Annotated in this window: 12 protein-coding genes; 4 read left to right on the top strand and 8 right to left on the bottom strand. The window is 71.3% G+C overall.

What is annotated here, in order from left to right:
* Window positions 1–192: 192 nt before the first annotated feature.
* On the bottom strand, window positions 193–2610 hold the full coding sequence (locus KK483_RS01925) for a PEP/pyruvate-binding domain-containing protein (protein ID WP_262003151.1): 2418 nt from the start codon (window positions 2608–2610) through the stop codon (window positions 193–195).
* Window positions 2611–2684: 74 nt separating this feature from the next.
* Here KK483_RS01925 and KK483_RS01920 point away from each other — a divergent pair, with 74 nt between their 5' ends.
* Window positions 2685–3260 carry a TetR/AcrR family transcriptional regulator gene (locus tag KK483_RS01920; RefSeq protein ID WP_262003150.1) on the top strand — a complete coding sequence of 192 codons (576 nt, stop codon included), beginning with the start codon at window positions 2685–2687 and terminating at the stop codon, window positions 3258–3260.
* Window positions 3261–3402: 142 nt separating this feature from the next.
* Here KK483_RS01920 and KK483_RS01915 read toward each other — a convergent pair whose 3' ends face one another.
* From KK483_RS01915 to KK483_RS01900, 4 genes are all read right to left on the bottom strand, one after another.
* Window positions 3403–4221 carry an SAM-dependent methyltransferase gene (locus KK483_RS01915; RefSeq protein WP_262003149.1) on the bottom strand — a complete coding sequence of 273 codons (819 nt, stop codon included), beginning with the start codon at window positions 4219–4221 and terminating at the stop codon, window positions 3403–3405.
* A gap of 187 nt (window positions 4222–4408) precedes the next feature.
* Complete coding sequence (locus tag KK483_RS01910) at window positions 4409–4987, bottom strand: hypothetical protein (protein WP_262003148.1); 579 nt, start codon at window positions 4985–4987, stop codon at window positions 4409–4411.
* An 11-nt stretch (window positions 4988–4998) separates the two neighbouring features.
* Entirely contained in the window at window positions 4999–6501 is a 1503-nt protein-coding gene (locus KK483_RS01905; RefSeq protein WP_262003147.1) for a HAMP domain-containing sensor histidine kinase, read from the bottom strand.
* A gap of 92 nt (window positions 6502–6593) precedes the next feature.
* Window positions 6594–7283 carry a response regulator transcription factor gene (locus KK483_RS01900; protein ID WP_262003146.1) on the bottom strand — a complete coding sequence of 230 codons (690 nt, stop codon included), beginning with the start codon at window positions 7281–7283 and terminating at the stop codon, window positions 6594–6596.
* 330 nt (window positions 7284–7613) lie between these two features.
* Between KK483_RS01900 and KK483_RS01895 the strand changes: the two genes are divergently transcribed.
* Entirely contained in the window at window positions 7614–8390 is a 777-nt protein-coding gene (locus KK483_RS01895) for a DUF3152 domain-containing protein (protein WP_262003145.1), read from the top strand.
* 82 nt (window positions 8391–8472) lie between these two features.
* Here the strand turns inward: KK483_RS01895 and KK483_RS01890 are convergent, their stop codons facing one another.
* Genes KK483_RS01890 through KK483_RS01880 form a run of 3 tightly spaced genes read right to left on the bottom strand, consistent with a single transcriptional unit; the run spans window position 8473 to window position 12406 of the window.
* The gene (locus KK483_RS01890) at window positions 8473–9675 is read right to left on the bottom strand and encodes a cytochrome P450 (protein ID WP_262003143.1); all 1203 of its coding nucleotides are present in this window, start codon (window positions 9673–9675) and stop codon (window positions 8473–8475) included.
* Window positions 9675–11261 (bottom strand): prenyltransferase/squalene oxidase repeat-containing protein, encoded by a 1587-nt coding sequence (locus KK483_RS01885; protein WP_262003142.1) that lies wholly within the window; start codon window positions 11259–11261, stop codon window positions 9675–9677. The genes KK483_RS01890 and KK483_RS01885 overlap by 1 nt, the downstream gene beginning before the upstream one ends.
* Window positions 11262–11320: 59 nt before the next feature.
* Window positions 11321–12406 (bottom strand): polyprenyl synthetase family protein, encoded by a 1086-nt coding sequence (locus KK483_RS01880; protein WP_262003141.1) that lies wholly within the window; start codon window positions 12404–12406, stop codon window positions 11321–11323.
* Window positions 12407–12967: 561 nt separating this feature from the next.
* Here KK483_RS01880 and KK483_RS01875 point away from each other — a divergent pair.
* Both KK483_RS01875 and KK483_RS01870 read left to right on the top strand, forming a co-directional pair.
* Window positions 12968–13318, top strand: coding sequence for a multidrug efflux SMR transporter (locus tag KK483_RS01875; protein ID WP_262003139.1), 351 nt, complete (start codon window positions 12968–12970; stop codon window positions 13316–13318).
* Entirely contained in the window at window positions 13315–13638 is a 324-nt protein-coding gene (locus KK483_RS01870) for a multidrug efflux SMR transporter (RefSeq protein WP_262003137.1), read from the top strand. Before KK483_RS01875 ends, KK483_RS01870 begins: the two co-directional genes overlap by 4 nt.
* Window positions 13639–14085: the final 447 nt, after the last annotated feature.

Raw genomic sequence — 14085 nt, 5'->3', positions numbered from 1 at the left:
CCGCCCACCGGTCTGACGCCGGACACCGACACCCTGGACCGGTTCCCGTACCTCTGCGCCCCGCCCCGCACCCGGCGGCCACCTCCTGACGGATTCCGCCAGGACACACCCGGGCTCCGACGGCGCCGAGCCCGGTCCACGGTGTGCGCGGCCGACACCCGTGGCCTCCGGGCCGCAACGGTCTTGCAGGGCTCAGTGCGCCGTGCTCTCGCCCCCGGGGGACTGGTCGATGGTGATCGTTCCCGTGGCGCCGTCGACGGTGATCAACTGCCCGGTGCGGATGCGTTCAGTCGCGCCCGGTACGCAGATCACGGCGGGGATCCCGTACTCCCGTGCCACGGTGGGGCCGTGCGCCATCACCGCGCCCGTCTCGGTGACGAGCCCCCCGGCGGTGAGGAACAGCGGTGTCCAGCCCGGGTCGGTCGTCGGCGCAACGAGGATCTCGCCCGGCTCGATGGATGCGCCGGCCGGGTCGCGGACCACGCGGGCACGGCCGCTGACCCGCCCGGGTGCCGCACCCATGCCGGTGAGCGCGGGGCCGTCCGCCGCCTGGGCGGGCAGCAGCGTCTCCACGTCGGTGCCGTCCGAGAGCAGAGCGACCGGAACGGTGCGCCGGCGCAGCTCCCGTGCGTACTGCGAGCGACGTCCGGCGACCGTTTCACGCAGGTCGTCGTGCGACTCCACGGCTGTGCGCAGCTCGGACACGGTGAGGAACATGACGTCGTCCGCGTGCTCGATACGCCCGTTCTCCCGCAGTTCGGTGCCGATGAGCAGGAGGCGGCGGCGCTGGTCGCGCAGCGCGTACAACCCGGCGAACTTGCCCGCCTCGCGCAGTCCGGTCAGCTGTCGCGCCCGGCGGAGGAGGAAGCCGGCGAGAGCGCCGCGCAGGCGGTGTGCGCGGCGTGCCCGCTCGGTGAGCTCGGTCAGCTTCGCCTCCGCCGTGGCCGCGGCGCGGGCGAAGCGCCGGTCCGGGGCCTGTTCGGGGTCGGTGACCCGCAGATAGTTGGCGAGTATCGCGAACACCGGTGTGGGGTCCTCCGACCAGCGCGGGACGCCGACGTCGACCTCGGCGGCGGAACGGTTGCCGTAGGTCTCGAGGAAGGCGGTCAGACCGAACTCCGGCAGGCTACCCGCCAGATGGGCCGCGGCGAGCCGGTCCGGCGGGGTGTTGAGCAGCGTCTCGCGGTGGGGCGCTGCACGCTGGGCTGTTCGCCACAGTTCGAGGTCCATCTCGATGGTGACGTTGTGCGGCATGCCGCCGAGCACGGTGTGGATCTCGGCGTCGTCGGCGATTCCCTTGAGCAGCGGCGGAAGCACCGCGGAGACCGCGAGTCCGCTCACCACCGGCCAGATGATCGAGCTGAGGCGGTCGCTTCCTGCGGTCGCTTCGTCGAGCAGGTCGAGCAGTTCCGCGGCGGTGGGCGGGTCGGTGACCGGCTCGCGCCGGAGGCGTTCGATCTCGCCGAACACGCGGGCACGCGCCGCCGTCGGCCGGGCCAACGCGCCGAGAATGCCGAACAGCGCCTTCGGGCCCGTGGCCAGCGCGGCCGAGTTGCGGCGGCGGGCACCGGGCTGCGGGGCGAACCGGGGGTCGTCCAGCAGGTGCTCGACTGCGGCCTGCGCGCGGGGCCCGAAATCGACCGCCATCAGCTTCACCAGCCGCTGCCGGGTCGAGGGATCGCGCACCGCGTCGGTCAGGTCGCCGTACAGGCGCCCGCCGATGTCGACGATCTCGACCGTGAGGCCGACCGAGGCGAGCATGCCGGCCACCATCGACTTCAGCGTCGACATGCCCATCGGGGTGGCCGGTTGGAGCATGCCCTGCACATGGCCGAACTCGACATACAGACGCGGCCCCGGCTTGGTGCCGGCGGGCGGCAGCGGGAACAACGTGGTGATCGGGCGCGCCTGCAGCAGCCACAGCTCGCCGTCGTGGTCGTAGGCCCACTCGACATCCTGCTCCGTGCCGAGCCGGCGCCGGAGCCGCTCGCCGACCTCACTCAGCTCCTTCAGCCGGGCGGGTGCCAGGCACCCTCGCTCAGCCGGTTCCGTGCCGTCCAGCACGTAGTGGTCGGCCACGGTGGTCCCGTCGACGACGGCCGTGCCCAGTCCTGGTGCGGCATCGACGACGGTCTCGCCGCGCGAACCGGTGAGCGGGTTGGCGGTGAACATCACGCCCGCGACCTCGGGAGCGATCATCCGCTGCACGACGACCGCCATGCCTACGGTGTCATGGGCGATCCCGGCCGCCTCGCGGTAGGCGACGGCACGCTCGGTGTGCAGCGATTCCCAGCAGGCGCGGATCGCCTTGAGCAGCTCTTCCGGGCCCGTGACCGAGAGAAGGGTGTCCTGCTGGCCGGCGAAGCTCGCGTCGGGCAGGTCCTCGGTGGTGGCGCTCGAGCGAACCGCGACCGGTCCGCCACCGAGCCTTTCGTATGCCGCGAGCACCTCGTCGCGGGGCACCTCGCCGCGCCGGTGCGCCTCGGTCGTGACGCAGAAGGCGTCCGGCACGCGCTCGCCCAGGAGTATCAGCGCGGCCAGACCGGCGGCCTTGCCGCCCACCAGATCCCGTCGCCACTGGTCTATCGCCGTCAACTCGAGCACGGTCATCGGACCCACCTCCATCTTTCCAATACGACTGCAATGTATCAGATGGCAATACGGTCGCAATGTAAAGTGGGCCCATGCCTCGCAAGGTGGACCACCAGGAGCGGCGGGAGCTGCTGGCCAACGCACTGATGAACCTCGCCGCCGCACGCGGCCTGGAGGGGGTGAGCCTGCGGCACGTGGCGACCGAGGCGGGCGTCTCGACCGGGATGGTGCAGCACTACTTCCGCACCAAGGACGAGATGATGACGTTCGCGCTCGGCATGGTCATGGACAGGATCCGGGAACGGTCCCAGGCCGCGGCCGTACCGAACTCGCCGCGCGAACTCGTCCGCGCCCTGCTGCTCCAGGTGCTGCCGCTGGACGAGCCCCGCCGGCTGGAGAACCACGTCGTGCTCGCGTTCCTCGCCTACGCCGCGGTGAAGCCGTCGATCGCTTCGGGGCTGCGCGAGGACGCCGCAGCGATGCGCACGTTCCTCGCGGACCAGTTGCGCGCGGCGGGAGCCGATCGCGCCGACCCCGAACGCGCGGCCGCAGGTCTCCTCGCGCTCGTCGACGGACTGGGCATGCAACTGCTGTCGCAGCAATACGCCGAGCAGGACGCCGTCGCCGCACTCGACGCCCAGCTCACGCTGCTCTTCGACCGGCCCTAGGCGTGCCGGCGAGGCGAGCGGCAGGACATGTCACTCATCGCCGGAAGCGCCCCAAGGCGCCGGCGAGCCGGCTGGCGAGGCCGGTGCGGTGGCACCGCCGCCGGTGCGACTCCTCGACAGCGGCGGCGCCTTCGCGCGCGTATCAGTTCTTGCGTCCGACCCCGCCGAACATGGCCACTTCATCGGGCAACGGCGTGCCCTGCGCATCGGGGCGCCAGTGGTTGCAGGACACGACACCGGGATCGAGGAGTGCAAGCCCGTCGAAGAAGCGGGCGACGGCCTCCGGCGTACGCTGGGTCAGTTTCGGAGTGCCGTGTTCGTTCCAGAACGCCACCGCCGCGTCGACATCGGGCATGGCGGGGCTGGTGATGGTGTGGGAAAGCACCAGGTGACTGCCGGACGGGAGCGCGTCCATGAGCCGCCGAACGTTCCCGTAGGCCTCCTCGTCGTCCCCGACGAAGATGACCACTCCGAGAAGCATGAGCGCCACGGGCCGGCTGAAGTCCAGCGTCCTCGCCGCGTGCTCCAGGATGGTGTCGACGTTGCGCAGGTCCTCGTCCAGGTAGTCCGTCCTGCCCTCGGGCGTGCTCTTCAGCAGGGCACGCGCGTGCGCGAGCACCAGGGGGTCGTTGTCGACGTAGACGATGCGGGACTCCGGAGCCAACCGCTGGGCGACTTCATGGGTGTTGTCGGCGCTCGGCAGCCCCGTGCCGATGTCGAGGAACTGGCGTATGCCGCACTCGTCCACCAGGTGACGCACGACTCGTCCGAGGAAAAGCCGGTCCGCGAGGGCGTAGTCCCCGATGCCCGGGTGCAGCTTGCGGATCTGGTCTCCGACGACGCGATCGACTTCGTAGTTGTCCTTGCCGCCCAGCCAGTAGTTCCAGATGCGGGCGGTGTGGGGCTGCGCGGTGTTGATTCTGTCGCGCGGGTCTGCGGGCGCTGCCGGAAAATCGGTCACGGTGAGTCTCCAGTCGGCCAGTGAGATAGCAAGGGACAACTTAGTGCCCGGAGTTGAGGGACGTGAGTGCTTGCGGCACGACAGATCGACATCGTGCCTGCGCACCCGGCACCCGGCACCCCGCACCGAGCGGGCTGAGCGTCGTCAACGATCTCTGCCGGTACCGGGGGCCGTGCCCGGGCTCCTCCTACGGCCGCGGAGGTTCGGGACACGAGTCGGCCGACTGCCTCATCGTCCATCCGTCCCCGAGCACATGGACGCTCGTGCGTGCGGGCGAGCGTTGCGCATCGGCGACAGGCGCCGCAGGGGAGCCGTCCGGATCCGCGTCCAAGGGAGGCGCGGTCAACGACCTGCTCACGTGAGCCACCGTGCACGCCAGCTGCAGCATGGCCGGACGGCTGAAGGGAGCGACATCACCGGGAAGCTTGATGGAGACGTCCTTGACGCTCCTGTCCGCCGTCACGACCGGCGCATCCGTCAGGCGGGGCAGCTCCGTGGTGACCGTCATGGTCTCGCCTGGAGTCGGTCCGCCGAACAGCGCGCCCACGACGGTCCCGAGGTCCGCAGGACCGGCGATCGTGCGGGGATGAGCCGTCAGAACTCCGTCGTCGAGGAAATAGAGGGAGACGACGACCGGCACCGAGGGCTTCGGAGCGGCGGAGAACATGCCGCTCGCCGGTTCGCCGGCCTGGATGACGTCGGACGGGGGGACTCCGCACGCCGTCAGCGAGAGCGCGGCCGCGAGCCCGGCCAGGCTCGCCGTCACGCGCGCGCCCTTCACCGGGCACCCGGGGTGGAGTCGTGGTCGGCGGGCGCGGTGTCGCGGTGCAGGGGGAGTTCGACCGTGAACGCCGCTCCGCCCCCGGGCAGGTTGGCGGCGCTGATGCGTCCACCGTGCAGGTGCACGTTCTCCGCCGTGATGGCCAGGCCCAGTCCGCTGCTCTCGCTTCTGGTCCGTGTGGTGCTCGCCTTGTAGAAGCGCTCGAAGATGTGTGGCACGGCTTCCTCGGCGATGCCCGGTCCGCTGTCGGTCACCTCGATGACGGCCCACGCCACGTCCGCTCGCTCCTCTCTCACGCCCATGGTCAGCCGCACCGGCGGCGCTCCGTGCCGCAGCGCGTTGCCGACCAGATTGGCCATCACCACGTCGAGCCGGCGCGGATCCACGCGCGTCCGGAGCACGCCCGGTCCGGGCAGGTCGGTCTCCACCTGGCCCTGCCACCCCCGAGCCGCGAGGGTGTGCTGGACGAAGTCGGCCAGGTCGACCTCGTCCAGGCTGAGTTCGGCCGCGCCCGCGTCGAAGCGGGAGATCTCCATCAGGTCGTTCACCAGCACGCTCAACCGGCTGGTCCCCTCGCTGATGAGCTGCAGTGCCTGGCCGGTCTCCTCGTCCAGGCGCAGCGCCTTCTCGTCCAGCACGTCGGTGACCGCCGACATCGCCGCCAGCGGCGTCCGCAGTTCGTGGGAGACGTCCGCGACGAAGCGGCGCGCCTGGGCCTCCAGGCGGCGCAGCTCCGAGACCGACTCCTCCAGCGCGGCCGCCGTGTGGTTGAAGGACCGTGAGAGGTCGGCCAGTTCGTCGGAGCCGTTGACGGCCAGCCGGACGTCGAGGTGCCCCTCCGCCATCCGGCGCGTGGCTCCGCGCAACGCCCGCACGGGACGGAGTACGCCGCTCGCGGCCAGCAGCGCCAGGACGACGGCGAGGAACAGCGCCACCAGGGTGGCGTGCTCGATGGCGCTGACCATCGCTTCGACGTAAGCCTGTTCGGTGTTCTGCGGCACCACCAGGTACATCACCATCCCCGAGAGCCTGGACTCCGTGCCTTCGCCGCCGGAGTACGTGACCGGCATGCCGACGACGAGATAGGGACGCCCGTCCTCGTTCACCCGCTGGAACACCGCGGCGCGTTTGGTGTCCACGGACCGGCGCAGTTCCGGGCTGAGCTTGCCGAAGTCGGCACTCGGCGCGTAGGCGCGCAGGCTGCCGTACGTGGCCAGTACCCGCCACCCCTGCGACTGGTTGGCCTGGAGTACCTGGTTCACCGCCTTCTGCAGGTGGCTCTGGCTCGGCGCCGGGGGAGTGCCGAGAGCCGCGGCGTCGACGCTGGTCCGGAACTGCCGGATGACGGAGTCCTGGCTCTGCTGGAGCACCCCCGTGCGGGCCTCCCGGAAGGCGACGGCTCCGGTGCTCAGGGCACTGGCCATGGCCACCAGGACGAAGGCGACCACCAGGCGGGAGCGCAGGCCCCGCAGCGGAAGCGGGACTTTCGCCAGGATCATCCGAAAGGGTCTCGCCGGCCGGGGGCCCTGCCCGGCCGCGACGGCCTCGCGCTTGCGCAGGCGCCTGCGGGCCCGTGCGGATCCCTGGCCGCTCACTGGGAACCGAAGCGGTAACCGAAGCCGCGTACGGTCTGGATGTAGCGGGGATCCCCGCCCAGCTCGCCGAGCTTGCCGCGCAATCGCTTCACACAGGCGTCCACGAGCCGGATGTCGCCGTAGTAGCTGTGCTCCCAGACCGCTTCCAGCAACTGCTGGCGGCTGAGTACCTGTCCGGGCGAGGCCGACAGGGTCAGCAGCAGCCGAAGCTCCGAGGGGGCGAGCGCGACGCGTTCATTATGGTGTGTCACCACGAGCCCGGCCCGGTCGATGACCAGGTCGCCGTGCGACTCCGCCCTCGGCCGGACGGTGTCGGAGACCGACGCGTCCTGCCTGCGCAGTACGGCCCGTATTCGCGCGTCGAGCACCCGGGCCTGCACGGGCTTGACCACGTAGTCGTCCGCTCCGGCCTCCAGCCCCACGACCACGTCGATGTCGTCGCCCTTGGCGGTCACCATGATGATCGGCACCTGGTCGCGAACCCTGATCCGCCGGCATACGTCGAGGCCGGACACGCCGGGCAGCATGAGGTCGAGCACGACGACGTCCGGACGGAAGGGGTGCAGCTGCTCCAAGCCCTCTTCACCCGTTCCGGCGGCGAAGACGTCATGCCCCTGATGACGCAGTCCCAGCTGGACGGCCTTACGGACATCTGGGTCGTCTTCGACAATCAGGACTCGTGGCACCTCGACAGTGTAGGCAGGTCGTGTGCGCTCGCCGACCTGCGCAGGAGTCCCTCTCGGGAGCCGTTACAGAAGGGTCACATCGGTGTGCCGTCGGGCGGCCGAATCCGCCGAACCCGCCGAGCGGCGGTCCGTTATCGGTTCGTGATGATGCGAACTCAGGGCGATCATCTGAAATGACCAGTTTGAGTTGCCATGCATGCGGCACGAGAGCGGGAACTCACATCGACCACCGGCAGCACCGTGGCCTCCCACCGCGGTGGCCGTCGCCGGTCCTCGCGCCACCGGGGCAGTCGGCGGCGCCCGGGCCGGAGGTACCTGATCGGCACGCTGGTGGCAGCGGGCCTGCTCGGTTCCGCTGTGTTCTTCCTCGACGGTGGGCGAGGCGACGTGTCGAGCGATGCGCCGCGTGACGCGTCGAGCGGCGCGCCGCACCCGCGGAGCGTTGCACCCCACACCACCACGCCGACGCGGACGCCGGCGCCCACTCCCACGCGGACGCCCACCCCGACCCCGACACCCACCGAGATCGACGTCCCCTCGACGGGCACCGGCACGTTCGTCACCGCGCAGGCCAGTGGCGCGAAGGTGGGTCACGGTCCGCGTCCGATCCGGTACGCGGTGGAGGTCGAGACCGGCCTCGACATCTCGCCGACCCAAGCGGCGGACGAGATCGCCGACATACTCGCCGCCCCCCGGGGCTGGACCCGCAACCCGGCCCACTCGTTCCAGTTGGTGAGCGCGGGACAGCCCCACGACCTGACGGTGAGGATCGCGACACCGGGGACGGCGGACGCCCTCTGCTGGGCGGGCATCCAGCAGGACACCCAAGGCGAGTACAACTGCGAGGTTCCCGGTGGGGTGGTGGTGAACCTCAAGCGCTGGGTCAAGGGCTCGCCCACCTTCGACGGTCCGATCCATGACTACCGGGCGCTGATCATCAACCACGAGATGGGGCACTTCCTGGGCCACACGCACACGACCTGCGCGGGCCCGGGCCACCTGGCACCGGTGATGATGCAGCAGATCAAGGGCCTGCACGGATGCATCGCCAACGCCTGGCCCTACGACGAGAACGGCCGCTTCGTCACGGGGCCGCACGTGCAGTGAACGGCACGCCGCCCACGTTCTCCGGTTCACCCGGGACGTGACGGGCCGAGCGCCCGCGGCCGTGAGGCCGCCAGGGCGACGCTCACCAGGTGACCGTCAGTTCCTTGATCCTGTTGGGCAGCATGTCGGTGCTCCAGGCGAGGTCGCCGGTGTCCGCGCGGCGTATCGCCGGGAAGCGCCGGGCGAGTCGGCCGAATGCGGCGCGCAGCTGGATCCGGGCCAGCGGGGCGCCGAGGCAGTAGTGGATCCCTTTGCCGAAGGCGAGGTGTGAAGCCGCGTCGGCTCGGGTGATGTCGAAGGTGTCCGGCTCGGTGAACCTTCCGGGGTCGCGGTTGGCGGCGATGAGCGGGGCCACCACCACCTCGCCGGCCCTGATCCGTACGCCGGAGAGCGTCAGGTCCTCGGTGGCGACGGTGGGGTGGGTCAGGCCCGTACCGCTCGTCATCGAGTGGCGGAGGATCTCCTCGACCGCGCCGTCGACGAGGGACGGGTCGGCGCACAGCGCCGCCCACTGGTCCGGGTGCCGCATCAGCAGGAGGGCGCCTCGCGCGATCAGGTTGCCGGGGCTGTCCTGGCCCGCGAAGAACAGCAGCCGGGCCAGGTTGAGGGCTTCCTCCTCGGTGATCCGGCCGGTGTCCTGTGCGTTCACCAGCACGGTGAGCGGGTCGTCGCCCGGTCGTTCGCGCTTCGCGTGGAGTTGCTCCGTCAGGTACGCGCCCATGTCGGCCACTGCCTGACCGATCTCGTCCGCAGTCGAGCGGGTCAGCGAAGGGATGGTCTCCACCCAGGAGCGGAACACGGCGAGATCGCTCACCTCCATGCCCAGCAGCCGGCAGGTGACGCGCACGGTGAACGGGAACGCGAACTGTGCGACGAGGTCCGCCGGCGGCCCGAGCCCGGTGAAGCCGTCGAGGCACTCGTCCGCGAGGGCCTCCACCGCCGAGGTCAGCGGCTTCAGGTACCGGGGGGTGAAGAAGGGCTGGACCAGGCGGCGCAGCCGGGTGTGATCGGGCGGGTCCATGTACATGAAGGAACCGCTGACCACGAAGAAGTCGGTCCCCGTGGCGATCGCGAGTCCCGCGCTGCGCACATCGCGGCTGAAGCGCGGGTCGCTGAGCACGGTCTGGGTGTCGGCGTGGCCGGTGACCAGCCACACCCGATGACCGGTGGGCAGGATCACCGGTGTCACCGGTGCGTTTCTGCGCAGGTGGGCGTAGTCCGGCGGAGGTTCGCCGTGCGGGGCCGGCGTGAAGGGGAAGTTCAGGACCGCATCGCTCAGGCGCATCAGTCGCGTCCTTCCAGATACCGGCGGGCCGCGTGGCGCGCTCCCAGGACCAGCGCGCCGACCAGCCGCAGCGGGCTGTAGAGCTCCTTGCTGTGCCACAAGGGCGTCCGGGCGTCGTCGTCCGGCTCCGATCCGCTCGCGGCGTCGAGGAACCGAAGGCCCCGCTCCACGGCCGTGCGTACGGCGCTCCCGCCACGCCCGTGGCCGTGGCGCGCGAGGATCGTGACCGCGTAGGAGGTCTCTTCGAGGGTGCCGCACCACCGCCCCCAGGACCCGTCCCGGCGCTGGGTGCTCAGCAGCCAGTCCGTGGTCCTGCGCACAGCCCGGCCGATGCGCGGGTCGGAGGACGGCAGGAGCGCGAAAACGGCGCAGGACGTGGCGTAGAGCGGTGAGGCGTGCCACTTGTCCACCCAGTGCCCGTCGGTGGTCTGCGAATCGAGCACGAAGTCCCGGGCCTTGGCCGCCGGGGCCGCGAACTGCGCCGCGAGTCCCGGCCGCCGGGCCATCCCCGCCGTCAGGGCCTCCAGGACGTGGGCGTTGGTGCTGACGGAGACATTGCGTTCGGCCGTGTGATAGGTGCGGAAGACGGCTTCGTCCTCGAAGGCCAGCAGGCAGCTGAGATCCGGCTCCTCGCCCAGCCGCAGCAGGGCGAGGAGGTAGTTGGCGGTGTCGTCGGCCTCGATGGCGAGCCCCGGGGCGGCACCCACTCCGGCGGGTGTCCAGAACGGGCGGAGAGCGGCGATGGCCGCCGCTCTCACCGAGGCGGACAGGGGAATCCCCGCGTGCAGCAGGGCGGTCAGCACCCAGACCCGTTCGAAGACGACGAGCGGGAGCACCACCGGCTGCGCGCCGCCGAGCGCGGGGGGAGAGAGCGCCAGGTACTTCTCCGCCGCCGGTACGTCGCGGTCGCAGCGGGCGAGCGCCGCTGCCGTGGCGGCGGGCGAGCACACGACCGAACCGTCCCGGAAGGGCGGCACCGGTACGGGTGCGTCCTCCGCGTCGAAGATCTCCCAGCAGTGGTCCCGCTGGACGGGCACCGCGGCTCCGGCGCGGACGTGTTCCCGCAGCAGACGCAGCAGTCCCCGCCAGGGAACGAACGGCCGCATCGCGTGCTCCACGCGCGCCGCGTCCCCGGGAGAAGCGTCGGCGAGCCGTGCGTGGAGTTCCTCGAACAACGCGGGCACGAGGTACTCGACCGCCACGGTGTCCGGCATGTCGTCGGGGCGTGGCACGGGCTGGGTGGTGAGGTGGGCAAGCCCGTGGCGAAGAGCGGCGAGGACCCGGTCGTGTTCCGCGGCCGCGGCGGCCGGCGCGGAGCGGGTCCTGGCGGACAGCGCGACCGCGGCCGCGAGGGTGGGAACGAGACGGTAGGCACGCGGTGTGCTCGGCCGTCCCCAACTGCCGTCGGGATTCTGCCGGTCGAGGAGGAAGGCGAGCGCCGGTGCTCCGAGGGCCGGCGGGACGCGTTCGGGGTTACGGGACCAGGCGCGGACGACGTGCGCGGTGTCGTAGAACGACGGTGAGATGAGGCCCCAGGGGTCGTCGAGCGCGTCCGACAGCGACTTCAGGGCCAGGTCTGCGGTCATGTCCAGCCTCTGCGGTGGCGGGTCAGGCTTGGCGGGACCAGCCTTCGCCGTAGCGGATATCAGGCTCGGCGGTGGCGGATGAAACGGGCGAGATCGCCGAGTTCGGCGCGCACCGTGGCGGTCATCTGCAACGCCTCCAGGTGTGCGAGGGCCTGCCGGTAGTGGTGCTCCGCCCGCTCGTCGCAGAACGCACGGGCGTTGGCGTCCTCCAGCGCGGCCAGCATCGCCCCGGCCGTGGAGTCGGCGGTGGAGTCGGGGCTCTCGTCCACGCTCCCGTCCGCGAGCCACGACTCCACGAAGCGGTGTCGTACGGAGTCCCGGGCACGGATCGCCGCCAGCACGGGCAGGGTCTTCTTGCGCCGTATCAGGTCGTTGAGCACCGGCTTGCCCGTGACTGCGGGGTCTCCCCACATCCCGTTGATGTCGTCGACCATCTGCGCGACCAGCCCCAGCTCCCGGCCGGCGTACCGCAGCGCGGAGACCGTGGACGCGGGTGCACCCGCGAGCTCGGCACCGATGGACAGAGCGCACCCGTACAGCGCGCCGGTCTTGCCCCCGGCCATGGCCAGATAGGCGTCCAGATCGATGTCGTCGAGCGGGAGTTCCTCGTAGGCGAGGTCCAGCGCCTGGCCGGACGCCAGGTCGAGGCAGGCGTCGGCGAAGCCCTCGATCGTCCGGGGTCCGGCACCCGGTGCCGCCGCGAGGGCGCGTACGGCCAGGACGAGCAGCGCGTCACCGGTGAGGATCGCCGGCCCGGTACCGAAGACCTTCCACACACTCTGCCGGTGCCGCCGCCAGGCATCCCCGTCCATGATGTCGTCGTGCATGTGCGTGAAGATGTGCACGAGTTCGAGCGCGACCGCGCCCGGGACCCCGGTGGTCGCCTCCGCTCCGGCCGCTTCCGCGGACAGGATCGGCAGCGCCAGGCAGACGCCTTTCCCTCCGCCGCCCGGGTCCGTCCGGTTTCCCTGGGAGTCACACCAGCCGAGGTGGTACCGGCTCATCTTCGAGAGGGCTGGAGGCAGCCGGTCGATCTCGGTACGGAGCGCCGCCTCGGTGAGCGTGTGCGCCCTCGCCAGCACGGGGGGCGACTCACTGCCGCGGACGGGCCGCGACGGAGATGCCTCCTCGACGGTCTCGGACACGGCACCTCTCCATCACTTGATCCGCTGGGGACGGGCCGCCGATTGCCGGCCCTGTGTCGGCGCGGCGCCGTGTACGGCCTCGTGACGTGCACGACCGGGTGGCTCCAGGGACTCGTGCACACCCATGACTCGTGTACACCCGCGCCTTGTGCGCACCCGCGCCTCGGGCACGTTCAATCTGGGCTGTGTGTGGGGGTGGGACAAGGGCGCGCCTGCGGGCGCTTGGAGCACGGCGCAGTAAGGCAGGGGGACGTCAGCACACTCGGTGAGCCGGTCGGTACTGGGACGCGCGGGCGCAGTTCCGGCCCGTGGAGTGGACGGCCGCCCAGTCGAAGGCGAGCGCACCGCCCCAGTCGTGGCCGACGAGCACCACACCGTCCGGCGCCAGCCGGTCGAGCCCTGCCGGCCGCGGCGATCGGGCAGCACTCAGGGCGATCGAGCAGGTGAACGCCGGACTCGCGGCGCACGCCGTCGCCGTGGCTGCACGTCCCCGCGGCACTCGGTGCCTACCGTGGACTCCCGGCGTATGCGCTGCCGATCCCCGGAGGCTGAGAACCGCTCATGAACAGATGGCTCCTGCTGGTGACGGCGATCGTCCTGGAGGTCGCCGGCACCCTGGCCCTGAGGGCGGCCGTCGACCACCCTGCCTGGTACGCCCTGGTGGCCGTCGGCTACATCGGGGCCTTCGTCGCGCTGGCCTGCGTACTGCGCCTGGGCATGGGCGTAGGAGTGGCCTACGGCATCTGGGGGGCCTGCGGGGTCGCTCTCACGGCGGTCCTGGCGACCGTCTTCTTCGGCGAACCGCTGACGGCACCGATGGGGCTCGGCATCGCCCTGGTCATCGGCGGTGTGCTGGTGGTGGAGCTCGGCTCCCAGGCGGCGCACCGCAGAGGGCCGGAGGCGGGCGCGTGAGCTGGCTCTTCCTCGGGCTCGCCATCCTCACGGAGGTCATCGCGACGCTCTGCCTCCGCGCTTCGGAGGGCGGTCGCCACAAGGTGTGGCTGGCCCCGGTGGTCCTCGGCTACGTCGCGTCCTTCGCGTTCCTGAGCCTGTCCCTCCACCGGGGCGTGGCCATCGGCGTCGCGTACGGCATCTGGACCGCGGTGGGCGTCGCCCTGACGGCGATCGCGTCGCGCTTCCTCTTCCACGAGCCGCTGACGCGCCTGATGGGCGTGGGCATCGCTCTCATCGCGGCAGGCGTCGTACTGATCGACCTGGGCGAGACGCACTAGGTCGTGTCTTCGAAGTCCCGTCTGCCCGGTGACGCCTGGCACGCTCTTCCCCGGGGCTCGCGCCTGGGAGGTGCCCCCACCCCCGTGGCCCTTCGGGCACGGGAGGTGCCCCCACCGCGTCGACTCCCTCCTCCGCCTTGCGATCGCACGCACCAGACGCCGCCGGGCCCGCCCTCCGGGCGGACGACGCCACTGTGAAGACACTCCCTAGGGCAATGCAACTGCGCCGTGTCCGACACAGTCCGGCCGGTGCGCGACGCCCGGCACGCCTTCCCCCGTAGCACTCCAGGCACGGGAGTTGCCCCCATGCGGCGTTGTCGGAGCGTCCGAGCGCGTCCGGTACGAAGATGATCCTCCGCCGTGCGACTGCACGCACCGGACGCCGAGACCAGGCCAGGCCGTGCCGGACGCCCGTGCCGGACGCCCGTGCCGGACGCCCGTGCCGGA

Source organism: Streptomyces sp. FIT100 (assembly GCF_024584805.1).
Lineage (GTDB): Bacteria > Actinomycetota > Actinomycetes > Streptomycetales > Streptomycetaceae > Streptomyces.
This window is presented reverse-complemented; position numbering and strand designations above follow the sequence as displayed.